This window comes from Paenibacillus sp. YAE3 (assembly GCF_057546105.1).
This window is the reverse complement of the sequence record NZ_BAAIYF010000006.1, coordinates 43,883-68,594: the sequence shown is the minus strand read 5'-3', so window position 1 is coordinate 68,594 and position 24,712 is coordinate 43,883. Positions and strand designations below refer to the sequence as shown.

At 48.6% G+C, this 24,712-nt stretch carries 19 protein-coding genes and 1 tRNA gene; 14 read left to right on the top strand and 6 right to left on the bottom strand.

What is annotated here, in order from left to right; all coding sequences use genetic code 11:
- Positions 1-5: 5 nt before the first annotated feature.
- Positions 6-1,064 carry an S-layer homology domain-containing protein gene (locus AC27KL_RS13085; protein ID WP_487169976.1) on the bottom strand — a complete coding sequence of 353 codons (1,059 nt, stop codon included), beginning with the start codon at positions 1,062-1,064 and terminating at the stop codon, positions 6-8.
- A 465-nt stretch (positions 1,065-1,529) separates the two neighbouring features.
- Between AC27KL_RS13085 and AC27KL_RS13080 the strand changes: the two genes are divergently transcribed.
- Positions 1,530-1,751, top strand: coding sequence for a hypothetical protein (locus tag AC27KL_RS13080; RefSeq protein WP_487169975.1), 222 nt, complete (start codon positions 1,530-1,532; stop codon positions 1,749-1,751).
- A gap of 246 nt (positions 1,752-1,997) precedes the next feature.
- On the opposite strand, the gene AC27KL_RS13075 is transcribed toward AC27KL_RS13080, so the two are convergent.
- A complete protein-coding gene (locus AC27KL_RS13075) occupies positions 1,998-3,053 on the bottom strand; it encodes an S-layer homology domain-containing protein (protein WP_487169974.1) in 1,056 nt (351 codons plus the stop codon).
- Between the two features lie 143 nt (positions 3,054-3,196).
- Here AC27KL_RS13075 and AC27KL_RS13070 point away from each other — a divergent pair, with 143 nt between their 5' ends.
- Positions 3,197-3,937, top strand: a complete 741-nt coding sequence (locus AC27KL_RS13070; protein ID WP_406879771.1) for a Crp/Fnr family transcriptional regulator — start codon at positions 3,197-3,199, stop codon at positions 3,935-3,937.
- A gap of 160 nt (positions 3,938-4,097) precedes the next feature.
- Here the strand turns inward: AC27KL_RS13070 and AC27KL_RS13065 are convergent, their stop codons facing one another.
- Positions 4,098-4,331 carry a hypothetical protein gene (locus AC27KL_RS13065; RefSeq protein WP_435924381.1) on the bottom strand — a complete coding sequence of 78 codons (234 nt, stop codon included), beginning with the start codon at positions 4,329-4,331 and terminating at the stop codon, positions 4,098-4,100.
- A 1,195-nt stretch (positions 4,332-5,526) separates the two neighbouring features.
- On the opposite strand from AC27KL_RS13065, the gene AC27KL_RS13060 reads away from it, so the two are divergent.
- Positions 5,527-6,681, top strand: coding sequence for a tyrosine-type recombinase/integrase (locus tag AC27KL_RS13060; RefSeq protein WP_487169973.1), 1,155 nt, complete (start codon positions 5,527-5,529; stop codon positions 6,679-6,681).
- 583 nt (positions 6,682-7,264) lie between these two features.
- Here the strand turns inward: AC27KL_RS13060 and AC27KL_RS13055 are convergent.
- The 3 genes from AC27KL_RS13055 to AC27KL_RS13045 form a co-directional block, all read right to left on the bottom strand.
- Entirely contained in the window at positions 7,265-9,331 is a 2,067-nt protein-coding gene (locus tag AC27KL_RS13055) for a hypothetical protein (RefSeq protein WP_487169972.1), read from the bottom strand.
- Between the two features lie 202 nt (positions 9,332-9,533).
- Complete coding sequence (locus tag AC27KL_RS13050) at positions 9,534-10,007, bottom strand: hypothetical protein (protein WP_406879761.1); 474 nt, start codon at positions 10,005-10,007, stop codon at positions 9,534-9,536.
- 762 nt (positions 10,008-10,769) lie between these two features.
- Positions 10,770-10,843, bottom strand: a tRNA-Arg gene (locus tag AC27KL_RS13045).
- Positions 10,844-11,271: 428 nt separating this feature from the next.
- Between AC27KL_RS13045 and AC27KL_RS13040 the strand changes: the two genes are divergently transcribed.
- From AC27KL_RS13040 to AC27KL_RS12990, 11 genes are all read left to right on the top strand, one after another.
- The gene (locus AC27KL_RS13040; protein WP_339323866.1) at positions 11,272-12,117 is read left to right on the top strand and encodes a hypothetical protein; all 846 of its coding nucleotides are present in this window, start codon (positions 11,272-11,274) and stop codon (positions 12,115-12,117) included.
- Positions 12,118-12,258: 141 nt separating this feature from the next.
- A complete protein-coding gene (gene tig / locus AC27KL_RS13035) occupies positions 12,259-13,584 on the top strand; it encodes a trigger factor (protein ID WP_339323867.1) in 1,326 nt (441 codons plus the stop codon).
- A gap of 387 nt (positions 13,585-13,971) precedes the next feature.
- Positions 13,972-14,562 (top strand): ATP-dependent Clp endopeptidase proteolytic subunit ClpP, encoded by a 591-nt coding sequence (clpP, locus tag AC27KL_RS13030; RefSeq protein ID WP_036712979.1) that lies wholly within the window; start codon positions 13,972-13,974, stop codon positions 14,560-14,562.
- Between the two features lie 12 nt (positions 14,563-14,574).
- A complete protein-coding gene (gene clpX / locus AC27KL_RS13025; protein ID WP_160045113.1) occupies positions 14,575-15,831 on the top strand; it encodes an ATP-dependent protease ATP-binding subunit ClpX in 1,257 nt (418 codons plus the stop codon).
- A gap of 123 nt (positions 15,832-15,954) precedes the next feature.
- Positions 15,955-17,052, top strand: a complete 1,098-nt coding sequence (gene ispG / locus AC27KL_RS13020) for a flavodoxin-dependent (E)-4-hydroxy-3-methylbut-2-enyl-diphosphate synthase (RefSeq protein WP_339323868.1) — start codon at positions 15,955-15,957, stop codon at positions 17,050-17,052.
- 213 nt (positions 17,053-17,265) lie between these two features.
- The gene (gene lonB / locus AC27KL_RS13015) at positions 17,266-19,041 is read left to right on the top strand and encodes an ATP-dependent protease LonB (RefSeq protein ID WP_487169971.1); all 1,776 of its coding nucleotides are present in this window, start codon (positions 17,266-17,268) and stop codon (positions 19,039-19,041) included.
- A 90-nt stretch (positions 19,042-19,131) separates the two neighbouring features.
- Positions 19,132-21,468, top strand: a complete 2,337-nt coding sequence (gene lon, locus AC27KL_RS13010) for an endopeptidase La (protein ID WP_487169970.1) — start codon at positions 19,132-19,134, stop codon at positions 21,466-21,468.
- A gap of 17 nt (positions 21,469-21,485) precedes the next feature.
- Positions 21,486-22,118 (top strand): ribosome biogenesis GTP-binding protein YihA/YsxC, encoded by a 633-nt coding sequence (gene yihA / locus AC27KL_RS13005; protein ID WP_487169969.1) that lies wholly within the window; start codon positions 21,486-21,488, stop codon positions 22,116-22,118.
- Positions 22,119-22,465: 347 nt separating this feature from the next.
- Positions 22,466-23,053, top strand: coding sequence for a non-ribosomal peptide synthetase module (locus tag AC27KL_RS13000; RefSeq protein ID WP_339323871.1), 588 nt, complete (start codon positions 22,466-22,468; stop codon positions 23,051-23,053).
- Positions 23,054-23,387: 334 nt separating this feature from the next.
- Positions 23,388-23,786, top strand: a complete 399-nt coding sequence (gene speD, locus AC27KL_RS12995; RefSeq protein ID WP_036712991.1) for an adenosylmethionine decarboxylase — start codon at positions 23,388-23,390, stop codon at positions 23,784-23,786.
- Positions 23,787-23,922: 136 nt separating this feature from the next.
- Positions 23,923-24,447 (top strand): S-adenosylmethionine decarboxylase, encoded by a 525-nt coding sequence (locus tag AC27KL_RS12990; RefSeq protein WP_339323872.1) that lies wholly within the window; start codon positions 23,923-23,925, stop codon positions 24,445-24,447.
- The last annotated feature ends 265 nt before the right edge of the window (positions 24,448-24,712 follow it).

Sequence of the window (24,712 nt, the reverse complement as noted above, 5' to 3'; positions counted from 1 at the left end):
ACCTCCTATTGTATAACGGCAATGAAGCCATCGCCTGCATGGGTTGGATTGATATTGTATTGGGTATTACCGATCTTAATTGTGCGTGTTTTTCCGTCCCAATCGGCATCATCTAAAGTCTTTTTGAATGTTTCCCCAACAGAAAGTCCCAGCGAATTCATTGCCTTCACCATGGCATTAACATAGTCGCTACGCATTTCCTTTGCACCGCTATCAACAAGGTTTGCATATTGGATAATTGTCCCATCATACATAGGCTCTTTGAAGTATAAAAACATTATACGATTCGTTTTGGGATCATCTACGCCAAGTGCTCCTTGCTCAACGTTGTAGAATACATTAAACCCTGTGCCTTTCAGCGCATTGTTGACTTTCGTTGCGAGTCCAGCCAACTGTTGATCCTCACCCTTACCGATCTTTTCGAGTTCACGGTCAACCACCGTGTTTGAACCATCTTGGATACCTTCCAGTTCACTTGGATCACTTGGAGTGGATGGGCGAGGAAGAAGTTCAGTAGTATCCAGCTTGTCCAAGACGTTCTTAATAAATTGAACAGCTTCTGCACGTGTCAGAGTATCATTTCCCTGATATCCATCCACAGAATTTCCACTCTTACCTTGCGCAAGACCCTTTGCTAGCATATACTTGATCGCATTTGTCCCAGAGTAGTTTTTACCTTGAGTAGCAGCAACCAGTTCAGCAACTTTTGTTCGGGTGATCACTGCATTTACGTTGCCTGTCACTGGATAATTAAGCGACTTCGCCAGAGTGTAGTATGGTGTGCTCCAGTTCTCGCCAGCTTGTGCAACAGGAATGTCTATCTTGAACGATCTAAGTAACATGGCTAGAAACTGGCTTTCGTTGACTCCTTGAGAAGGACGAAACGTTTGATCTTGAAACCCTTCGACCACCTTGTTTTGTTGCCCCCACATGATCGTGTTGTAAGCCCAATGACTGGATGGGACGTCCTTAAAACCACCTGGTGCTGCAAGAGCACTAGCTTGTCCCATGAGAGCCAAGGCCAAGATAGCTGTCAATACGGATTTTGTAAATTTTGTTTTCATTTTCGTTTAACCTCCTTGGATTGTTGATTCATCCACAACAGTACTTCTTCTATGTCAAATACCTGATGCTCCAGAAAGCCCTCTTTGACTAAGGTGAAAGGAAGCTTGCGCTTAATCCATCTACTCAGAGTTCTGTCGGAGATACCAAGGCATTTGACAAGCTCTTTGCGTCTTAGTTCAACCACCAGCACCACCCCTCAATGTTTCTACGGGGATTTTAACAGCAAAATGGATAATTTTGTCAAGTATATATATTTGAAGTATTTAGCTAAGCTTATGATAACTATACTCATTCAAATCATCCGTGGTGTACAACACCAAAGAATTGTGTCATAGAACACAAAGAGACCCAGCTCTAAAAATAATAGGCTGGGTCTCTAGATTTTTCCGAAAACATGCGGTACAATCCATGCGCTACAGGAAACAAGTCTCAGTGCTAAATTTCACGAACAGGAGGTAATAACATTGAACATCAGACAATTCTTGATTCTACTTCTTCGTCTTCATCTTCGTCTTCTTAGCCCTAAATGGACTTACGGGGAGGCACTCCGCAAGATGTGGAGGCTTGGCAAGTATAACGCCTTTTATCACTTGCTCAATTGGGTCAACAAGAAAGGCGGCAAGGGCGGTTGGGACGGAAATTTCCGTAAGGCCTTTCCGAGTGAGGCCAAGCTACTCTGGCCTTAAATCTTAGGAGATCAGAGGGCTGTTAGCGCAGCTCTCTTTTCTTTTGCAACTTGCTCCAAAACCGCAACGGGCGGTCCTCCCAACACATCTAGTATATCGCCAACAGTGTGCGGGATCGAGAGCCTATTACATAACTATTATAACATATACGTTTGAACATTGTAAATATTTGGAAATACCAAAACAAATAAAGACCCCCTAAGACTCAGCATCTTGGGGGGTCTTTATTTATATTTGATCACAACTTTATTCTGAAATTACACCTGAACCCAAATGAGTTGGTGTAATGTGGTATGTTACATTGCCTGCTTTAAATGTTCGTTCTTTCCCATCGTTTTCGGCTTTTTGCAAAGCCGATTTAAAGTCAGAGCCTACTTTTATACCGAGAGCATTCATAGCCTTAACAATTGCATCCAAGTAGTCTGCACGAATGTTGGCTGTGCCATCATTTTTATTTAGACTACCATACTGGATTATAGCACCATACTTTGAATTTTTATAATCGTTATTCGTGTAAGTGAAAATCACTTTATTCGTATCGGGATCTTGAAACCCGATTGCGCCTTGCTCCACATTCTGGATGACCTGTAGCCCTGTGCCTTTAAGTGCACTGGCCACTTTATTAGCGCGGTCGGAGATGACACCGTCTTGGCCATCTCCTACTACAATGATTTCAGGGTCTGGCTTGGTTGGGTTGGTGTTGCCTCCAGGCACTTGGCCAATTTCATTTGGGTCACTTGGAACAGTTGGACGAGCCAAAAGTTCATCACTTGCACGTTTATCAATAACGTTCTTAATAAACGTTACGGCTTCAGCACGAGTGAGTTTGTCACTCCCTTTATATCCTTCTACTGTGTTCCCTGCTTTACCATTAGCCAAACCATTAGCCAACATGTACTTAATGGCATTTGTTCCCGAATAATTTTTGCCTTGAGTTGCTGCAACAATTTCAGCTACCCAAGTACGAGTAATAACTGATGTCCGGTTATTTGATACAGGGTAATTGAGCGATTTTGCTGTCAAGTAGTATTTGTAAGACCAATACGGCGGCGAAGCAACGTCTGCTGGGTCTTTGTAAGACCGAATCAGCATCGACAAAAACTCTTCCTCACTCACTGCTTGGCTTGGTTTAAACGTATTGTCCGGATAACCTTTTGCGATCCCAGAATCCGTAGCCCAACTGATTGTATTATATGCCCAGTGGCTGGATTTAACGTCTTTAAAAGAAGCAGCAGAGGCAAGGGATCCGAATGCCAACGAAGCTGCTAGAAACGCTACAGTCAAAATTTTAGTACGTTTCATTTTAACTCACCCTTTCCTTTCCGTTAGAATGTTATGTAAATTTTATCTTACGAAAGTTTCTCTCACAATTATTTAGCTGATATAATCGAATTTAGATTCACCTGCATGTCAGTCACCAATCTACTGTCAAAAGAGGCTTGCTTATGTATACTAGTGTTTTACATACGCCTTTCTTTGAAGGTATTGATTTTCAGGACGAACTATCAGTATTATCAAGGTTTAGTAGCCTTACCCTAACTAAGAATCAAGTGTTGTTTTATCAAGGCGACCTGGCTAATGAGATGTACATCGTTAAAAGTGGAACATTACAAATCTTCAGACAAGAAGATGATCGGATCATTGTTCTGGGTCATCAATTTCCGGGACAACCAATCGGAGAACTAGAAGCGGTGCATCATGATAAGAGACGACTAGCTTCCGTCTCGGCTCTTGAGACAACTATGCTTTGGAAAATCGAAATCAAAGCTCTAGAAGAACTCATAGTTGAACAACCCGAAATTCTCAGACGAATATTATACATAGTTAGTGACCGTCTAGCCCAAGCTGATCGAAAGATCGAGTACTTAGCTTTTCTTGATTCACGAGTACGTATTGCCAACCTCTTGCTGGACCTCTATGCCAACTTTGGCAAACAAACTGACCATGGATATCTAATCGACTGGAAAACCACACAACAGCATCTAGCCAACATGGTTGGAATCGGGAGAGAATCTGCCACTAGAGCTTTACAAGAATTACAACAGGATGGAATCATTCAACTTCGTGAACGAATGATCACTATTTTAGATCTCAAAAAGTTGTACCAGCTTGCTGGGGGAACAGGTCCAACTGATGCTCGGAGGTGGCATTCTTACTGCAGTTATTATACCAGTAGCATGAATTAACTTCTGTGTTTCACACTACAAAGTTTTTGTGTTGCAAGTCACAAATATAAGCAAAGGACCACTCTGGCTACTTGAGTGGTCCTTTGCTTGTTGATCCTCTATGGTGTTTTCAGAACTGGGGGTTCGTCCTTAACTCTCCTGTACTTTTTATACCCCAATGTTACCCAACAAGAACTTTGTCTGCAAGTAATACTTCTTCAAGCCTTTGCCCACGGGCACGGAGTACACCACTCTTTTGCCGCTCAAACCACAAAATGGCTTGCTCAAGATCTATATAGCAAACGTTGATAGAAGGGTTATAATGTGGTAGCCCCAACGCGAACCATCCTGTGATTGTTTTACTCTGTACCCCCATCAAAGCCTGAAAGTCTTTCTTCCTCATGAGTCGCTCCATGAGCCCATCACTCCCCCTCACTTGATGGGCCGATTGTACCTTTTCAATGGGGCATTTTGTCAATTATTGTCGAATTCACCTTTAGCTATTTGTCAAACAAGAAGGAATGTCTGTTTAACAAATGGCCTAAGCAAATTTCATTGGGAGAGCTTTTGACTATTTGTTAAACAAGGAGTATTAAAGTGAAGTTCTTGTTTAACAAATAGAAGAAAATCATATGAATGAAAGGTATTTAAGCTGATTGTTAAACAAGGAGAGATGCCTGTTTAACAGTTGGACTAAGATGCTGGCTATCGGGCAAACTTTGTCTCCGTGTTAAACATAAGGGACAGGTTGTTTAACACGTATTCGAGGGTGTATTCACTCCCTCTATTCTCATGAATATACCCTTTGCTACATGGACAAAGGGCTTAAGGCGTTGTTCGGAGTCCCGAAGATTGGAAAGGTCCAGCCACTCCGGAAGCAACCGGACCTAGCATTCAAAACGCCGACTTGCCCTTTATACAAGCCTCTCTGGTCAAACAAGTCTAGTGATCTTTCGATAACGTTCGACTGCGCGAGTGAACAAAGAGCTTTCTTCTGAACACTTTTGCTTCCGAGTCTCTAGATAACGGGGGTGGAGACTTTGAAGCTTCAAAATAGGGTATCTCCTATGTCTATAGGGAAAATCCAAAGTCTTTCTGACCCATAGGTTCGGAGGGCTTACCGAACGTGGTGCTTTTTTGGCACTTTCTTAGTCTCTTGTGACTTCAAGGCTACTTTACCCGGCAAGTCAACCACAAAACCAGATAAGCCGAACGTTTAGCCCATAGTACCCACACCCCCTATTTGGTGAAGGCACAGCAGCTTCCTATGAACATAGGGAACCTGGTATCTCAAAGCTTCTGCATATTCAACCCCATCCCCTTTGCCGCTTTAGGTCGTGTTCCTCGTAGAGCACGTCTAAGAGCATTGACTCCCTGTACCTTCGTCTAAAGTTCACTCGCTTTTTGAACGACTGGAGTTTTGTCTAAAGGCAACTGATGAACATGGCACCTTGCCGGAACTGGCCTAGAAGAGCATCCAGCCACCGCCTGCTGTCCATGGATAACATGCCCTAAGAACCGTTGACTAAAAGCCGCTTGAGGTGGAATTGTTGGCTGTTGAGCCGTGGGTTACAATCGGACCGCAAAATCGAGGAAAGGCGAGTGGTCCAATGAAGGGACATGTAAGACAACGCAAAAATGGTAAATGGGAATGCTCTTTGCCACTTGGCTATGGACTTGACGGTAAGAAGCGGAGGATGACCAAAAGCGGTTTTGAAACCAAGGAAGAAGCAGAACAGGGCCTGATCAAAATGGCCTATGAGGTTGGGCAACATATGGTTGTAAAGCATAGCGACGAGAGCCTTTATAACTACCTTAAGTATTGGCTTGACGCAGAAAGCGACAACTATGAACCCAGCTGGCTCAAGAACCTGTTCGGTTATTTGGAGAACTATATTGGTCCTGAGATTGGCAATGTGAAGTTAAGCGGTTTAAACGCAGGATATATTGAAAAGCTGTACAAAGCTCTCCGAAACCAGGGCAAGTCTCCACAAACGATTAAACATGTGCATAATATGCTCTCTAAAGCACTTAGCAAAGCGGCCAAACAGAAACTGATTGCTGCTAACCCCGTCAAATATGTCACACCTCCAAAGGTAACGAGATCTGCACGTAAACGTAACCTCAACGTCTGGACGATGGAAGAACTTCAAACCTTTTTACGCATTGCAAGAGAAAGCCGGTGGTACATCGCCTTTTTGTTAGCTGCTTACACTGGAGCTAGACAGGGGGAGATATTGGCTATTCGTTGGGAGAATATTAACTTTGCAAAGAACCGCCTAACCATAGATTCATCCATCAGTCGCGACATGAAGGGTTACAAGGTTGGTGACCCCAAGACAGACTCCAGCTATCGGGACATTATCCTGCCACAGCACGTAATGGATGAACTTTTGAAACACAAAGAGCGGAAACATGAGAAGGACGAAAGGCTTTTTAACAGACCGAAGGACTTTGTAGTTAGAACGTGGAAGGGTACTTTTGTAAGTCAGAGGAACTTTGCCCGAGAATGGTACAGACTTCTGGACCTGAGTGGTTTACCCAAGATCCGGTTCCACGACCTCCGGCACACCCATGCAACGCTTCTTTTGGAAAGCGGAGTCAACGTCAAGGCCGTGTCTGCCAGACTGGGCCACGCTTCTTCCAAGGTGACCCTGGACATCTACTCCCATGTGACTCCACAGATGGAGGACGGGGTTGCAGAAGTCTTAACACAGCTTTCGAGAACCAAAACCTTGGTACTGGAGCCTCCTGCTGAAGAGTAGGGGGCTTCGGCTTGTCCAGCCACCAACTGCTGCCTCTGAGGGTAACCCGGGTCAGGTTACCCTTAGAAGGGTTTTGTTTACGGGGAGCTGCCTCTGAGGGTAACCTGAAGGTAACCTTGTCGGGTTACCCTTAGGGACCCCTTGTCTACGGTTTCCTAACAAAACTGTAACCTCTAACTACAAACTTTACCCCCCCCCCCCCCCGTTTTAGGGTGCTTTATCCAGCCACAGTGGACTCTTTTCTCTACGTTTTCTTTTTACTTTATTTGTTTAAAGTGCCTTTTCGTTTTCTTCTAAAGTTTATTCTTTAACCGAGTAAAGTTTTTTTTGTTATATATATATTATTTTTTTCTTTTTTAGGTTACTTTTTTTGAGGAGAACCTTGTCTGCGTTCGTCTGAGGGTAACCAAGCTTGGTTACCCGGAGGTTACCGTGGAAGTTCTAACTCTTCAAGTGGAACCTTGTCTGCGTTATTCTAAGGGTAACTAGCTTCAGGTTACCATACTTTTGTGTGGCTGGACTACTTTTACAAAGTAAAGAGGACACCCCGTGGCTGGATGTCCTCCGAATAAAGACAGTTTGATTAATTGATTGTCAACTTTGGCTGTTTAGCATCGTCTTCGGATTCTGTTTTAAAATCATAGTCTACTACGATTTGTAGTGGATTCTCCACCCATGCATCCGCTTCGATGATTCCTTGGGTGGCTTTTTCCAGTTCATGAGGATTGAACGCGATGCACTTTGCCTTGTTTCCACGTACAGAAATCGTTTTGTTAGTGGTTACTCCGAGCATCTTCAGGCCTTCTAGAATCACGTTTTTGTCAAAGTCATTTCCTTTGCCTCTGCAAAAGTCCTCGTACTTGTTGAGCCACCACGCTTGGTTGAACACAAAGCCGTAGGTTTCACTAACCCCATTCACTTTCTTTGAGTAAATCTGCGGATCAGTATGATAGGTCTGCAGATGCTCAAGGAACTGAATGTGCTGTGGCTGGATTTGGTTCTGGAGACGTGATTGAGTGATCTGTCCAATAACTTGTCCGATTTCTTGTGCTGTGTACTCAGCCATTCCCAATGTTCTACGCAAGTCTTGAATCATCATCAGCCCAATGACCAGCGTGGTTGTGATGTCAAGCTGCCTGGAATCTATGTCCTCTGGAACGTAGAGCAATGCTTTTTCATGCCAGTCTTTCCATTGATCTTGTCGATCCAGAAGGTATGGCAGGTAACCCTCAATGAACTTCGTATTCTCAAGTTTACGTTGTAATGCTTGGTTGATTGTTTTACGGTCAAGACTTTGATCTGACTTTTGAATGAGGATTTGAAGCATACGGTCCTGCACTGCCTGATTGTTGACTCTCATATTCCCTTGCATGATCCATGGGGCTTGTAGTGGGTAGTTATCATTTCGATCCACTTGACCTCTTGAATAGGAGCTACGATCATATAGTGTCTTCAGCATAAAAATGATCGATGTAATATTGTTCGCCTTATCATTATACTCTGTTGTGAGCATTGCAAAGGCATTGGTGCAACTCATAGCATCCCGGATAGGCTGGTTTGTGGAACTCATTGAAACACTATCGTTATTGGGGTTTCCAAAGAAGGTAGTGATTAGGTTCAGGTTAGTAGATTTCCCACTTCCGGGCTCTCCATAGATAAATAGGATGGGGAGTTTTAGCCCGAGCTCCCTATGCATCCATGGACTTACCAGTGCAGCAAAGAACCAAGAGAGCATAAGCAGGGACTTATGATTCTTCAATGAAGCAGGAACGATGGAAAGGAGTTCCGTTGCTGCATTGTACCAAGATGTGTCAGACAGTACGTTTCGTACAGACACTTGGTTGGATTCATGCCGACGACCCTTGATTAGAACTAAATCACTGTCTGGAACGTTCATAGTGGAGGGTTTAATGTATGTGTATCCTCCGCCTACTTTATTGACAACATAATAATATTTTTCACTTTCTTTGTGATAGAACATTCCCATATAATCCTCAATAATAGCAGTTCCCTGGGCTTTCTTAGCTACGTGAGTCATCAATTCATCTATTTCTTCTGTTTTGGTAGTAATGATATTAGCTTCAGGAACCTGTTTTCTGAGCGTAGCGAGCAGCTTTTTTCGCTCAACAGTTCTATCCGCATCGAGAATAATGTTTTTCCCTACAGCTTGTGTTTCGCATTTAATATCAACGAGAAGCACTTTTTCTTCCGAATCCATCTGTATAGTGCGGATATTCTTAAATACAAAGTTTGTCAAACGTTTAGGAATAACTCGTCCATCTCCAGTAGGCTTCCAGAGTGTGTATCCATCAGGCTCTTCTGTAATGCCCGTTGGTGAAGTATTTCGGGCTGCTTTGACAACTTCATCTACAAACTTGTCTGCTTCTTGTTTCTTCGCCTCTACGCTAGATTCAATCAATCCGAGCTTAGCCTTATGCTTAGCGAAGATGGCTCCAAGAGGTTTGATATCCTTACGGTTTTTCCATTCAGAATTGGCGTTTGTTGCAACTAGGTTAATCACTTGTTGGTCATCAAACTTATTGCCATACTCGTCCAAAAGTTCTTGGAATGTCGCGGGATTACAGATGTTATAGCTGTTCGTCCCTTGCTTGTCTTCATCCATAGGTTCATAGAGTTCGTTTCTATCCATGCTTGTTTCCTCCTTGTGTATATATCTTGTTGGCCCTGCAAGGAGGTGTTACAATGAGGTCAGGAAATCGCCTCCTAATGTAACACCGATGGAATTCGCTGCAACGAATGTCCGTCACCCTCTAAAGTGGCTCCTTGTGGGTCACTTTCTTTGTAACCGTACGTTTTTAGTATCATCACCACCTTTCATGTAGGGGGGTCAATTATACCCGCATCGAGTTCTGCCTGTCACCGGGGTCACGAAGGCCGGAGTGGGCGGTGTCGGCGTTCTCATTTTGATGGCTGGATATAATCTGTTCCAGTCGTTCACTGTAGATTTTTGTCGATTCTGAATGTTTTGCAAGCCACTTTGCCGCTTCTTCCAGGTCGATCACGATCAAACTGGGATTAACCTTTTGATGCGGCATTCCTTCGTACATCCATCTGCTTACTGTCCCGTGGCTTACTCCAAGTTTCTTCTTCAATCCATTTGCCGTGATTAAGCTTCCATTATGAAATCCCTCCAGATAGCCGTAGTGCTGTTTCCACCAAGGCAACACCTTGTCAGTGTCAAAGATCCAATGTCCGGCTTCAGACTTGTCCACTGGGAATTCAGGATGTTTCTGCAAAGCTTTCCTAAGGGTACGATCCGAAATATCTAGTATCACTGCCATTCTGAGTATTCCATTGACAATCAATGAACTCGCCTCCTGCACTGGTAATTAACTTCATATTCCAATTTTACCAGTGCAATTTCGAGGCATGGAAGTAAGGGTATTTAACTACATAGAGCAAGATGGTGCGAGAATGGGTGATAATCAACACGTTCCGACGATACCCGGAATATCGAACACTTCGAAGATATCAAAGTATCGGGACAACTCCTTATACATGAGATACTTGCAACGCATGATGTTAGCCTGAATGGCTTTGTCAGTATGCCTTTCATCAAAGTTGTAAGTTGTTCCGTCCCAGACCAGGTAGCCACTCATTTCAAAGCACACTGCGTTCTGTGGTGCCAGATTGATCATTGCTATCACTACCTTTCCTAAGAATGATCTTAAATTAGCATGTGATAAGCTTAAAACTCCAAACCCGTACGGGCCGATTTTGTACCTCCCCCTTGAAGATGAACAATGTGGAGAGGGGACGCGGGCACCCCCTTGACAAGCCCCTTGCTCATTGATACGCCTTCATGCTCGCTGGTTCTCACTATTTGATAAATTTGTTGAGTACTGTCTCCTCGCCACACGCCCTTGGTGGCTGGACCCTTTGCAGCCCTTTGTACAAACGCAAAAAAGCCACCTTCCGAAGAAGATGGCCCATTGTCTTTCAGCTGTCCATCGGCTGTCCAAATACCCCTCTCTGGACAGCCAGAGACAAAACGCTTTAGCGCTTTAAACATTCGATTAGTACTAAAAAAGGCCCGTAGACACGGGCCCCGAAGCATGCACGGAAAACGTCCCAGGAGGGATTCGAACCCCCGACCGACGGCTTAGAAGGCCGTTGCTCTATCCTGCTGAGCTACTGGGACATAAAAAAATTCAAGCAAGAAATATCATAACATATGGACAAGAGTTTTACAATATGAAATTGATATAAATTAGCAAAAAAATTTAGGGTTAAAATCATTATAGAAAAGATTTTTCCATAACAGGGCATGATCATTATGTTCTATAATATGTTCAGTCCATCCAAAAAGAACGGCACCTTAGGCTCGGCATCGATTTGGAACGCAATTCTTTTACATTCCGGCATCCTTTTACCCAGCATGATGAAAAATCGCATCGATTTCCGGCCGTTTTTTTCATGTGCGGCAGGGTTATGCTATAATCAACAATTAATTGAGGCTAAACGGACAGAAAGGAGGAATCCCCTATCAACGAATCCGAATTCCCCGTAAAAGACAACATCATCCTCTTTCCAAAGACGCTCGACTTCTATCAGATTCAGCTGACGGTCATGCTGGAAAACGAACGGTACGGGGAAGCCATGGATCTTTTGCGTTTTTTGCTCCAGTGTCAGGGGCAGGATCAGCGGCATTACGACGAATGGCGCGCGCTGCTGGAATGGCTCGAAGCCGCCTTTCCCCATTCGGGTCAAGGAAAAAAGGAACCCGGAGATGCGGAAGAGGCCGCAGAAGAACCGAGCGAGGACGACATGAAACGGCAGAACGTCCGGGCCAAGCTTGCGGAAGACCGCTTTTATGCCGATAAGCTGCTGCATACGGCCCAGCAGGAACCGTTCAGCGAGCAAAATCTGCTTGCCCTTGAGCAGCTTTCCTATCTCGAAGGCGCAGATATCGACCAAGCGCTCGTGGATTGGCTGCAGAGCCGGCCCTTGCATCCGCTGCTGCAATTCCGCGTCCTGCAGACGCTGCGCAAACGCGGGACGCAGGGAAGCATCGAACTGCTCCGCGGGCAGGAGCGGGCCGACATCGACCTCGAAGCCGTGCCGCTGAGTCCCGAAGAGTTTCCGCCCCAAATCGGGCTTATAACGGAACGGGTAGCCGAACAAACGGAAGTACAGGAGCCCACGCTCTATTATTTTGCGCAGGAGATGTGGACGCAGTTTATTATGGCTATATACGGAACGGACGACTACCATTCCATCGTCGACGAACATGATGACGAAACGATCGACATCTGGGCGGCCGCGCTGCACCAGATCGTATCCGAAACGCTGACGGGCAGCCGCAGCGACGAGGACATCAGGCATTTGTACGGCGTGACCGACACGATGCGCTTTCGTTTTGAACAGGCATATCGCACGATGAGACAGTTTGCGGCCGCAGGAACCGATACATAGAAAAAACAGGAAGCCCTGCCTGAAGACTTTGCCTTAGGGATGCCCTTGAAAAAGGGTACAATCTTGTTTATACTATAGTGGTTATTCTGTGCGTGTTAAACCAATGACCATGTGAAATATTTTTGGAGGGGAAAGCATAAAATGAAAGCAACCTGGGAAAAAATAGAGAAGAACCTTGGCGTTCTTGAAGTCGAAGTCGAAGCGGAACGCGTATCCGAGGCTCTTGACAAAGCCTTTAATAAAGTAGTCAAAAAAGCGAGCGTGCCTGGATTCCGCAAAGGCAAAGTGCCGCGCCCGATTTTCGAAGCGCGCTACGGCGTGGAAGCTTTGTACCAAGACGCGATCGACATCCTTCTTCCGGAAGTTTACACGGAAGCCGTTAACGAAACGGACATCTTCCCTGTAGACCGCCCTGAAGTCGAAATCGACCAATTCGCCAAAGGACAAGCATTCAAGTTCAAAGCCAAAGTAACGGTTAAACCTGAAGTTACGCTTGGCGCATACAAAGGCGTAGAAGTGCCTGTGGAAAAAGTCGAAGTAACCGACGAAGAAGTGAACGAAGAATTGAAACGCCTGCAAGAGCGTCATGCGGAACTCGTTGTGATCGACGAAGGCGCGGCTCAAAACGGCGACATCGCCGTTATCGACTTTGACGGTTACGTGGACGGCAATCCGTTCGAAGGCGGCAAAGCAGAACGTTATTCCCTCGAGCTTGGAAGCGGCACGTTCATTCCTGGATTCGAAGAGCAGGTTGTCGGCATGGCAACGGGCGACTTCAAGGACGTTGAAGTTACGTTCCCTGAAACCTACCATGCGGAAGAACTGGCCGGCAAACAAGCCGTGTTCAAAGTGAAAGTTCACGAAATCAAACGCAAACAGCTGCCTGAGCTGGACGACGAATTTGCCAAAGACGTCAGTGAATTCGAAACGCTGAACGAATACAAAGAAGATCTGAAAAAAGAACTTCTTTCCCGCAAGGAACAAGAAGCTAAAGGCAAAAAAGAAGCTGCAGTCGTAGACAAAGTTTCCGAAAACGCCGAAGTGGACATTCCGCAAGCGATGATCGACAGCGAAATTCAAAACATGATGCGCGATTTTGACAACCGTCTTCGCAGCCAAGGCATGAACCTTGAAATGTTCCTGAGCTTCTCCGGCCAAACAACGGCCGATCTGCAAGAGCAAATGAAGGACGACGCCGAAAAACGCGTTCGCAACAACCTCGTTCTCGAGCAAATCGCCAAAGAAGAGAACATCGAAGTGACCGAAGAAGACATCAATAAAGAACTCGAAACGATGGCTGAAGCCTACAAACGTTCCGCCGACGAAATCCGCAACATTTTGGCGGCAAACGGAACGCTGGGCAGCCTGCGTGAAGAAATTTCGCTTCGCAAAACGGTGGACCTCCTCGTTGAAAACAGCAAGGAAGTCGAAGCAAGCGAAGCGCCTGCTGAAGAAAAAGCAGAATAATTTCCGCAAAGAGCATAACCCATCTGAAGGCATGGCATCTTGTCGTTACGCTTTCGGATGGATCCATAGAGATAAGGCACGTATATTCCATTGCGTGCCTTATTTTTAACTAGGATTATCCATTTTATTCATAAACAATGTATAAAATGGATATTATTCACTCTTCGGCCGGAATGATGAGGAGATGCATGGAGGTTGATCATGCAACATCCTGATACATACAAGCGTCAAAGCCTTTGGAAGGGCTATTTTTCCTGAACGGGTTCATACACTGTACTGCGGGTTATAAAGTGAAAAATGACATCAAGCTTTGAACATGTTAGAATAATGCTGTAAGCCTGAATGGATGCACGCATTACATCTTTAAACGGAAAAGAGGTTGGACACATGAGTCTGATACCTATGGTTGTAGAGCAAACCAGTCGGGGCGAGAGATCTTACGATATTTACTCCAGATTGCTGAAGGACCGCATCATTTTCCTCAGCAATGCGATCGACGATGATGTAGCCAATCTCGTCATAGCACAGCTATTGTTCCTTGCTGCCGAAGATCCTGAGAAGGATATCCATTTGTATATCAATTCTCCCGGTGGTTCGGTTACTGCAGGGATGGGTATATACGATACGATGCAATACATTAAACCTGACGTATCCACCATCTGCGTAGGCATGGCGGCGAGCATGGGCTCCCTTCTGCTGACAGCGGGTGCGCCGGGCAAACGTTATGCTTTGGCCAACAGCGAAGTGATGATTCACCAGCCGCTGGGCGGAGTTCAAGGGCAGGCAGCCGACATCCAGATTCACGCGAGCTGGATCATTAAAACGAGACAAAAGCTCAATCAAATATACGTGGAACGCACAGGTCAGCCCCTTGAAAAAATTGAACGCGACACGGATCGTGACTTTTTCATGAGCGCGGAGGAAGCGAAAGCGTACGGTATCGTCGACGAGGTTCTCACTTCACCGATTAAATCTTAAAGGGGTGTTTACATGTTTAAATTTAACGATGAAAAAGGGCAGCTGAAATGCTCTTTTTGCGGGAAATCCCAGGAACAAGTCCGCAAACTTGTTGCGGGACCCGGTGTTTATATATGCGATGAATGCATCGAGCTCTGCACGGAGATCGTGGAAGAGGAGCTCGGTCATGACGAAGAGCTGGATCTGAAAGACATTCCGAAACCGAAGGAAATTTGCGACATCCTCGACCAATACGTCATTGGCCAGGAACAAGCGAAAAAATCGCTGTCCGTTGCCGTTTATAACCACTACAAACGGATCAATACCGGCAGCAAAATCGAAGACGTCGAGCTGCAAAAGAGCAACATTCTCCTGCTCGGCCCTACCGGTTCCGGTAAAACGTTGCTTGCGCAGACGATGGCCAAAATTTTGAACGTGCCGTTTGCGATCGCGGACGCGACGTCTCTGACGGAAGCCGGTTATGTCGGCGAAGACGTGGAGAACATTTTGCTGAAGCTGATCCAAGCTGCGGATTACGACGTGGAAAAAGCCGAACGTGGCATTATTTATATTGATGAAATCGATAAAGTCGCCCGCAAATCCGAAAATCCTTCGATTACGCGCGACGTTTCCGGAGAAGGCGTGCAGCAGGCCCTCCTCAAAATTCTTGAAGGCACGGTCGCTTCCGTTCCGCCGCAAGGAGGACGCAAGCATCCGCATCAGGAATTCATCCAAATCGATACGACGAACATTTTGTTCATCTGCGGCGGTGCCTTTGACGGCCTGGAGCAAATGATCAAACGCCGGATCGGCAAAAAAGTCATCGGCTTCAATGCGATGGGCGAAAACCAGAAGGACCTGAAACCCGGGGAATACCTCGGCCTGGTGCTTCCGGAAGACCTGCTGAAATTCGGCCTCATTCCGGAATTCGTCGGACGTCTTCCCGTCATCTCCACGCTGGAGCCGCTGGATGAAAAGACGCTCGTGCGCATCCTTTCCGAGCCGAAAAACGCGCTGACGAAGCAGTACCAAAAGCTGCTTGAAATGGATAACGTCAAGCTGACCTTTGAGCCGGAAGCCCTCGAAGCCATCGCCAGGGAAGCGATCAAGCGCAATACCGGCGCCCGCGGCCTCCGAGCGATCATCGAAGGCATCATGCTGGACGTCATGTACGAGGTTCCTTCCCGCGACGATATCAAAGACTGCGTCATTACGGAGCAGGTCGTGAAGGAAAAAATCGTGCCTGAACTGCTCAGCAAGAAAGAGAATAAACAAGAGGAAAGCGCCTAAGCCCGCAGGGGTAGCAACGCACCGTTTTCCGAAATTCATTGCCGGTTCTCCACTTCCGCCCCTTAGGCTGCCAACGCCAAAGGGGCAGGGGTGGAGTCTTGGCGTTATGGGAGAGAACAAACCATGTTTTTGAGACAAGATACAAGACCCGTAAAAGTCGGTAATTTGACGATCGGCGGCAGCAATGAAGTCGTCATTCAAAGCATGTGCACCACCAAAACCGCAAACGTCGAAGCGACGGTTGCCGAAATTCTCCGCCTGGAGGAAGCCGGCTGCCAGCTCGTGCGCGTGACGGTCAACAACAACGAAGCTGCCGAAGCGATCAAAGAAATCAAAAAACGGATTCATATCCCGCTTGTCGCGGATATTCATTTTAACTACCAGCTCGCGCTTAAAGCGATCGAAAACGGCATCGACAAAGTCCGGATCAATCCGGGCAACATCGGCAGCCGCGAAAAAGTCGAAGCGGTCGTAAAAGCGTGCAAGGAGCGCGGCATTCCGATCCGCATCGGCGTTAACGCAGGTTCGCTCGAAAGCCATTTGCTGGAGAAATACGGCTACCCGACGCCGGAAGCGATGGTGGAAAGCGCCCTGTACCATATTGGAATTTTGGAAGACCTCGATTTCCACGACATCATCGTATCGCTGAAGGCATCCGACGTGCCGATGGCGATCGAAGCTTACCGCCGGGCGGCGGAAGTCATTCCGTATCCGCTCCATCTGGGCATCACCGAATCGGGAACGTTGTTCTCCGGTACGATCAAAAGCTCGGCCGGCCTCGGCGCGCTTCTGGCAATGGGGATCGGCAGCACGATCCGCATTTCGCTTAGCGCAGACCCCGTCGAGGAAATAAAAGTCGCCAGGGAGCTGCTTAAAGCGTTCGGCCTCATCTCCAACGCGGCGACGCTCGTTTCCTGCCCGACCTGCGGCAGACTCGACATCGATTTGTTTTCGATCGCCAACGAAGTCGAGGCTTACATTTCGAAGCTGAAAGTACCGATCAAAGTTTCGGTGCTCGGCTGCGCGGTAAACGGTCCGGGGGAAGCGCGCGAGGCGGACATCGGCATCGCCGGCGGGCGCGGGGAAGGACTCCTATTCCGCTACGGGGAAATGATCCGCAAAGTTCCGGAAGCGGAAATGGTGGACGAACTGAAGAAAGAGATCGACGAAATCGTAAAAGTATACGAGGAAACCGGAAAAATTCCGGGACGCAAGCATTAAAGCTAGAACCAGGAAGCCGCATGGCCTTTTTTCGAAAAGGCCATGCGGCTTTTTTTTTGCGGATTTTGCGAGAATATAAAAATATCCCCATAAATCCGTCCGATTTGCGTTTACGCAGGTGTGAAACGGCTATACTACCATGTATCAGGCCAACCCGTAGGTACAAAAAAGATGGGGAATCTGGCCATGGAAGAGAAACGGGAGGGTTTTGACATGAATTTAAGCATGATCATGATGTTGGTTCAATTTTTCTTTGCCGTCATCATCGGCATCTATTTTTGGAATTTGCTGCGCGGACAAAAGACCAACCGCACCGCCGTCGACCGGGAATCCCGCAAAGAAATGGATAAGCTGCGGAAGCTGCGTTCCATCTCGCTGACGAAACCGCTGGCCGAAAAAACGAGACCGCAGTCGCTTCAGGACATCGTCGGGCAAAAGGACGGTTTGCGCGCATTAAAAGCCGCCTTGTGCAGCGGCAATCCGCAGCATGTCATTATATATGGACCGCCGGGGGTCGGCAAAACCGCCGCCGCGCGCGTCGTGATGGAAGAAGCGAAACGCAATCCGGCATCGCCTTTTAAACCCGACGCCAAATTTACGGAAATCGATGCGACGACGGCCCGTTTTGACGAGCGGGGCATTGCCGATCCTTTGATCGGCTCTGTGCATGATCCGATATACCAAGGGGCCGGCTCGATGGGGGTGGCGGGCATTCCGCAGCCGAAGCCGGGAGCCGTGACGAAAGCCCATGGCGGGATTTTGTTCGTCGACGAAATCGGGGAATTGCATCCGATCCAAATGAATAAGTTGTTAAAAGTCCTCGAGGACCGTAAAGTGCTGCTCGAGAGCGCATACTACAATTCGGAGGACAGCAATACGCCTGCGTATGTCCACGACATTTTCCAAAACGGGCTTCCTGCCGATTTCCGTCTCGTGGGCGCAACGACGCGTTCCCCGCATGAACTCCCGCCGGCGCTTCGCTCGCGCTGCATGGAAATTTATTTCCGTCCGCTGCTGCCGGACGAAATCGGACGGATCGCGGAGGACGCCATTCAGAAAATCGGGCTCAAGCCTTGCCCGGAGGCGGTCGAAGTCGTGAAGCAATACGCGACGAACGGCCGCGAAGCCGTCAATATCATACAGCTTGCAGCCGGCCTTGCCCTGACCGAAAAAAGGGATTCGCTGGCCGCTTCCGATGTCGAGTGGGTAGCCAGCAGCAGCCAGCTTCAGCCGCGCCCGGACCGGAAAGTGCCCGACCGGCCGCAGGTCGGCCTCGTGAACGGCCTTGCCGTATACGGCCCGAACATGGGGGCACTGCTTGAAATCGAAGTGACCGCCGTGCCGGTTGCTCCGGGAAAAGGCACGTACAACATTACCGGCGTCGTCGAGGAAGAGGAGATCGGTGGCAATTCCCGCACGCTGCGCCGGAAGAGCATGGCCAAAGGTTCGGTCGAAAACGTGCTGACCGTGCTTCGTTCGATGGGGCTGAGACCAAGCGACTACGACTTGCACATCAACTTCCCGGGCGGCACGCCGATCGACGGGCCGTCCGCGGGGATCGCCATGGCAACGGCCATCATGTCGGCAATCAAAGGCGTGCCGGTCGACAACCGGATCGCCATGACCGGAGAAATCAGCATCCACGGCCGGGTCAAACCGATCGGCGGCGTCATCGCCAAAGTCGAAGCTGCGTTCCAGGCCGGGGCGACGACCGTCATCATACCGAAAGAAAACTGGCAGACGCTGTTTGAAGATATGGAAGACTATCGCGTCATCCCGGTCGAAAACGTACAAGAAGTGTTCCTTCACGTATTCGGCACGGAACTGAAGCCGGCGGCTGCCGAAGCAACCGCGCAGGTGCAGGAAGAGCCGGCCGAAGCCTTGGAAAAAAGCGCATCCCCCGAAATGTTCCCGCAAGCCCCCGCCGCTTCGTTTTTGCAGGCCAAGCCGGGCCGCCAGGGACAAATCAGCGATGCGGGCAGCTGTTAAGCATGCCGAATGATTGGTGTTTTCTGTGAACATTTGCTAAAATAAAACCGGATGTGTATAACCTGAGAACGGCTGGAGGTGCAAAAGCAAATGGGGCTTAGTAAAGCGAAAGGCCGCCGTTTTCCGTTATTGCCTTTGCGTGGCCTTCTGGTCTACCCGAGCATGGTACTGCATCTCGATGTAGGCCGGGAGAAATCGGTCAAGGCTCTGGAAAAAGCGATGGTGGACGATAACTTGATTCTCCTTTGTTCTCAGTCCGAGGTGAACATAGAAGAACCAACGCATGACGATATTTTTCGCATCGGCACGGTTGCCAATGTGAGACAAATGCTCAAGCTCCCGAACGGCACGATCCGTGTCCTTGTGGAAGGCATGGAGCGCGCCGAAATTATACAGTATACCGACAACGAGGAATATTACGAGGTCCTTGCGCGGGAGCTGCATGAGGAAGACAGCGGCAATCCGGAAGTGGATGCTTTGATGCGCACCGTCCTGAGCCAATTCGAGCATTATATCAATTTATCGAAAAAGGTGACGCCCGAGACGCTTGCCGCGGTAAGCGATATCGAGGAGCCGGGACGTCTCGCTGACGTGATTACCAGCCATCTGTCGCTGAAGATCAAGGACAAACAGGAAATTCTGGAGACGATCGACGTCGGGAAACGGCTTGAAAAGCTGCTGGATATCCTGAACAACGAGCGGGAAGTGCTGGAGCTCGAACGCAAGATCAATCAGCGGGTCAAAAAGCAGATGGAAAAGACCCAAAAGGAATATTATTTGCGCGAGCAGATGAAGGCGATCCAGAAGGAGCTCGGCGAAAAGGAAGGACGCGCCGGAGAAGTCGAGGAGCTGCGCGAGCAGATGGCGAAGCAAGAGCTTCCCGAGCGGGTGAAAGAGAAGGTCGAGAAGGAAATCGACCGGCTGGAGAAAATGCCCGCAAGCTCGGCCGAAGGCGGCGTCATCCGCAACTACGTCGATTGGCTGCTGGCTCTCCCTTGGAGCACCAAAACCGAAGACGATCTCGATATCCATAAAGCGGAGCAGGTGCTCAACGAAGACCATTACAGCCTGGATAAGCCGAAGGAGCGGGTGCTCGAATATTTGGCCGTGCAGCAGCTGGTCAAAAAAATGAAAGGGCCGATCCTTTGCTTGGTGGGTCCTCCGGGCGTCGGCAAAACGTCGCTTGCCCGTTCCATCGCCAGATCGCTGAATCGGAAGTTCGTCCGCATTTCGCTGGGCGGCGTCCGCGACGAAGCGGAGATCCGCGGCCATCGCCGCACTTATGTCGGCGCCATGCCGGGGCGGATCATCCAAGGAATGAAAACGGCAGGCGCGTTGAATCCGGTCTTTTTGCTGGATGAGATCGACAAGATGGCGTCCGATTTCCGGGGAGACCCTTCGGCCGCGCTGCTGGAGGTGCTGGATCCGGAACAAAACAACACGTTCAGCGACCATTTCATCGAAATTCCTTTCGACCTGTCGCAGGTGATGTTCATTACGACCGCCAACGCGATTCACAACATTCCGCGGCCGCTGCTCGACCGGATGGAAGTGCTGAACATTCCGGGGTACACCGAGCTTGAAAAATTGCAGATCGCCAAACGGTACCTGCTGCCGAAGCAAAAGAAGGAGCACGGCTTGCAGGATGAGCAGCTGCAAATCGGCGAAGATGCGCTGCTGAAAGTCGTCAGGGAGTATACCCGCGAATCGGGCGTCCGCAATTTGGAGCAGCAAGTGGCAGCCCTTTGCCGGAAAGCGGCCAAAAAAATCGTGTCGGGCGAATCGGATGCGATAACGATCGGGGCGGACGATGTCAAGGAATACCTTGGCGCACCGAAGTTCCGCCACGGCGTAGCCGACCTGGAAGACCAGATCGGCGCCGTCACCGGACTTGCTTGGACCGAGGTGGGCGGCGATACGCTGGTGATCGAGGTCACGGTGGTGCCGGGTTCCGGCAAGCTGACGCTTACGGGCAAACTCGGCGACGTGATGAAGGAATCGGCCCAGGCTGCATTCAGCTACACGCGCAGCAAGGCGGAGGAGCTCGGGATCGACCCCGACTTCCATGAGAAAAACGATATTCACATTCACATTCCTGAAGGAGCCATCCCGAAAGACGGCCCGTCAGCCGGCATTACGATCGCGACCGCCCTTATTTCGGCTCTTACCAAAAAACATGTTTCCAAGCATGTGGCCATGACCGGAGAAATCACGCTGCGCGGCCGGGTGCTTCCGATCGGCGGGCTGAAGGAGAAATCGCTTGCCGCGCACCGCGCCGGCTACAAAAAAATACTGCTCCCGAAAGACAACGAACGGGATCTTCGCGATATTCCGGAAAGCGTCCGCGACGAAGTGGAGTTCGTTCCGGTGTCCCATATGGACCAAGTGCTGAAACACGCGCTCGTGGAGCAGACGGAAGTGCACTAGAGAGGAACTAATATACGATGAAAGTAACCCATGCTGAATTTGTGATCAGTGCCGTCGGCCCTGACCAATATCCAGTGGACGCCTTGCCGGAGATTGCTCTGGCAGGGCGTTCCAATGTAGGCAAGTCATCATTGATCAACCGCATGATCAACCGCAAAAATTTGGCCAGAACTAGCTCGACCCCGGGCAAAACCCAGCATTTAAACTATTACCGCATCAACGAGGAACTGTATTTCGTCGATTTCCCGGGTTACGGGTACGCCAAGGTCTCGAAAACCCAACGGCAGGTATGGGGGAAAATGATCGAAAAGTATTTGCTTGAGCGGGAGACGCTGAAGCTGGCGCTGCTTGTGGTGGATCTCCGCCATCCGCCGACCAAGGACGACGAGCTGATGTACGACTGGCTTAAGCATTATGACATTCCGGTCTGCGTCGTCGCCACAAAGGCCGACAAAATCCCGAAAACGCGCTGGCAAAAACATGTGAAACAAATGAAAGACGCGTTGTTGCTGCGTAAAACGGATGCCTTTATCATGTTTTCATCGGAAACGGGAGTCGGACGGGACGAGTTGTGGGCGCATATTGCATCCGCGGCGGGCCTAGGGCAAGAAAAAGCCGAGGCGCCGAAAACGGAGGAAACTTCCGAATAACGGAAAATGCGAAAGCGGGTTAAACCAGATATTTTAGGCGCATGGCGTAGGGATTGGGACCTTATCCGGCAGGAAAGTGAGCATCCCGTAAAAAGTCTGCCCAAAAATCCGGTTTAATCCGTTTTTTTATGAAATATGAAGCAAATTCATGGTTCCGCCTGCAAGCAATCGTTTTGCGATGTGCTGTATAATAATACTAAGGAATGGATTCGACGGTAAAAAATCCGGGATTCGAAACCATGACGCAAGCCGTTTTTGACGGAAATTTTTGTTCGGATTATGGAATCCCCCGTTTATTTCGATGTGAAGGATTCTATGGTCGTTGACAAAGAATTGAGGAGATTTTTATGGCTCAGCGGTTAGCCACGGAGTATGTCAAAGCCACTCTGCAAATGACGGAGCTTCAATTGAACCAGTTTATGCGTTCGGCTGAATGTTGCCACATGCACGCTATCGTGAAAGTGCTCGGCAGCGGAGGACAAGAAATCGTGCTGGTGGACGAAAGCGGCGAGGAGGTTCATTTCCCTCTCGAAAGTAAGAATGGCCTGTACTTCTGCGTGCTGTCATGCCGCTTGGTGAATCCCCGTTTGACGAACCTGGTGCGCAAGCTGTTCACCTCATGCAAAGGGAGCGGCATCGTAAACCGGATTTATAGAGGATTCACAATGATGTATTATTATGAACAGGGTTCCGTCCGCAAGATCGAGGAAGTGACCGCTTCCCATCGCAAGCCGGTGTATGAATACAAACATACCGCAGGCGAACTGCAGCGGGTGTATCAGCTGAACGATGTCGAGCAGGAAATTACGCGGCTGTATCAGGACATCGATTACTGGCTGGATCAACGGAACAAGGCGGAGACAGGCGAGGAGATCGCCCGCATCGACGAAAAGCTGCGGCTCGGAGCCGCAAAATGGTTTGCATTAGAAGCTTGATCCCATACACATAAAACCGGGAACCCTTTCGCATAAGAAGGGGTTCTTTTTTTGGCTTTGATTCTGGTTTGCGCCGGGCGGGAGAGTGAAAGGATTGTCCGGTTTTACCCTTGAAAAACAAGGAAAAAATAAAACGTCCTGGAGCGAAAAAAAGTATTGCAATTCGCCCGGAGAGATGTTATTTTTAATCTCGTTGAAAAGAATATATTAGGAACCAGGATTCACTCAGGACATTGAATGTTGCGAGAGATTATTCCCTCGGGAAGTGAATGACGTAGGTCCTAGCGGATGAAATTTTCAAACATTTTATTCCTAGGAAGGGGGAAACCGGAAGATGGAATATTCAACTTTCGGAAGACACGTTGCTGTTGATACTTGGGGAGTCGACTTCGACATGCTGAACGACGCAGAGTTTTTGCAAGCCCAGCTGGTTGAAGCTGCGGAGACATGCGGCGCGACCGTAATGTCGGTACAATCCAAGCAGTTTGAGCCTCAAGGAGCGACAGTGCTTGTTTTGCTGTCAGAAAGCCACCTCTCGATTCATACGTACCCCGAGAGAGGATTTGCAGCGATCGATTGCTACACCTGTGGCGAAACCGTCGATCCGCAATTGGCAATCGATTACCTGGTATCCGTATTGAAGCCCGAAAAAACGTATGCGAAAAAGCTTGTGCGCGGTCTGGGCGAATTGAAGGTGGAAACGCCGGAATTCAAACAAGCCGAGCTGGTGTAAAAGGCCGCTGCGCTAATGAACGATAATGATCATAACCATGGAGCCGTCCTCCATGGTTATTTGTTTTGCGCGTCCCCAATATACTTTAAAGTATGGAACAAGCTTCATATGATGCTTGAAGGGGGCTTTGCGACGAATGAGAAGACGGAATGCAAGGGATTTGTTGTTTATCGGCCTGACGGCGCTGCTGCTCCTGGTTCTTGTGATTCAGGGTTACCGGATGATGCGGCCGCAAACGGAACATGCGGATGCGGAGCGAATGTTGTACGAGGTGGCGCTGTTTCAGATGCAGGTCCTGAACACTTCGCTTTTGGACGCCGCGGACAGCGGCGGCACGAACGACCTGAACGCGCTGAAGCTGGCGGCTTATTCGGCTGCCTTTACCCATGACAGGCTTGTCAACGCGGTTGGCAAGGACCGTCTTTACGCGTTCCCGGCCATTGGCGGCCTTGTAGACGCCATTACGTCCTGGCAGATCGGAGGGAACCGGCCGCTGCGGGAAGAGGAGAAGGAGCTGCTTAAGGAATACAGCGGGATTTTTTCGGGAGCGGTCCAGTCCTATCAGCAGCTGCTGAGCGACGGCGGGCAAGTCATTTCCTCGAAAAACGACGATCTCAAGAAAGCGGGCAAACAGCTCGCCGACCTGATCGACGGGAAATAAAGGGCTAGTCGTATAATCCCGAACAGTTTTTGGCAAGATAGTAAAATGCTCTAGGGTTAAGCTGTGCATTTTCATAAACATTTCATAAAATGATGCAGGGGCACTAGACAACTGTGCTATACTTAATATAGCAACTCGACAAAAACAGCAACCATTGGATTGCTGATGATTTAAACGGTTTGCGCGGGTTTCGAAAAGGGATTTAAGTCCTGACCTGCGCAACATTTGGTGTTTGAAACGAAAGCTTAGGCAGGTGAACATGTTA

What these genes read in the sequence shown, in the direction of transcription:
- AC27KL_RS13060 (WP_487169973.1), top strand. Translation starts at nt 5,527, where the DNA reads ATGAAGGGACATGTAAGACAACGCAAAAATGGTAAATGGGAATGCTCT.
- AC27KL_RS12990 (WP_339323872.1), top strand. Translation starts at nt 23,923, where the DNA reads ATGAGAAGACGGAATGCAAGGGATTTGTTGTTTATCGGCCTGACGGCG.
- tig (WP_339323867.1), top strand. Translation starts at nt 12,259, where the DNA reads ATGAAAGCAACCTGGGAAAAAATAGAGAAGAACCTTGGCGTTCTTGAA.
- clpP (WP_036712979.1), top strand. Translation starts at nt 13,972, where the DNA reads ATGAGTCTGATACCTATGGTTGTAGAGCAAACCAGTCGGGGCGAGAGA.
- AC27KL_RS13040 (WP_339323866.1), top strand. Translation starts at nt 11,272, where the DNA reads ATGCTGGAAAACGAACGGTACGGGGAAGCCATGGATCTTTTGCGTTTT.
- yihA (WP_487169969.1), top strand. Translation starts at nt 21,486, where the DNA reads ATGAAAGTAACCCATGCTGAATTTGTGATCAGTGCCGTCGGCCCTGAC.
- speD (WP_036712991.1), top strand. Translation starts at nt 23,388, where the DNA reads ATGGAATATTCAACTTTCGGAAGACACGTTGCTGTTGATACTTGGGGA.
- AC27KL_RS13000 (WP_339323871.1), top strand. Translation starts at nt 22,466, where the DNA reads ATGGCTCAGCGGTTAGCCACGGAGTATGTCAAAGCCACTCTGCAAATG.
- AC27KL_RS13075 (WP_487169974.1), bottom strand. Translation starts at nt 3,053, where the DNA reads ATGAAACGTACTAAAATTTTGACTGTAGCGTTTCTAGCAGCTTCGTTG.
- AC27KL_RS13055 (WP_487169972.1), bottom strand. Translation starts at nt 9,331, where the DNA reads ATGGATAGAAACGAACTCTATGAACCTATGGATGAAGACAAGCAAGGG.
- AC27KL_RS13065 (WP_435924381.1), bottom strand. Translation starts at nt 4,331, where the DNA reads ATGGAGCGACTCATGAGGAAGAAAGACTTTCAGGCTTTGATGGGGGTA.
- ispG (WP_339323868.1), top strand. Translation starts at nt 15,955, where the DNA reads ATGTTTTTGAGACAAGATACAAGACCCGTAAAAGTCGGTAATTTGACG.
- AC27KL_RS13085 (WP_487169976.1), bottom strand. Translation starts at nt 1,064, where the DNA reads ATGAAAACAAAATTTACAAAATCCGTATTGACAGCTATCTTGGCCTTG.
- lon (WP_487169970.1), top strand. Translation starts at nt 19,132, where the DNA reads ATGGGGCTTAGTAAAGCGAAAGGCCGCCGTTTTCCGTTATTGCCTTTG.
- clpX (WP_160045113.1), top strand. Translation starts at nt 14,575, where the DNA reads ATGTTTAAATTTAACGATGAAAAAGGGCAGCTGAAATGCTCTTTTTGC.
- AC27KL_RS13070 (WP_406879771.1), top strand. Translation starts at nt 3,197, where the DNA reads ATGTATACTAGTGTTTTACATACGCCTTTCTTTGAAGGTATTGATTTT.
- lonB (WP_487169971.1), top strand. Translation starts at nt 17,266, where the DNA reads ATGAATTTAAGCATGATCATGATGTTGGTTCAATTTTTCTTTGCCGTC.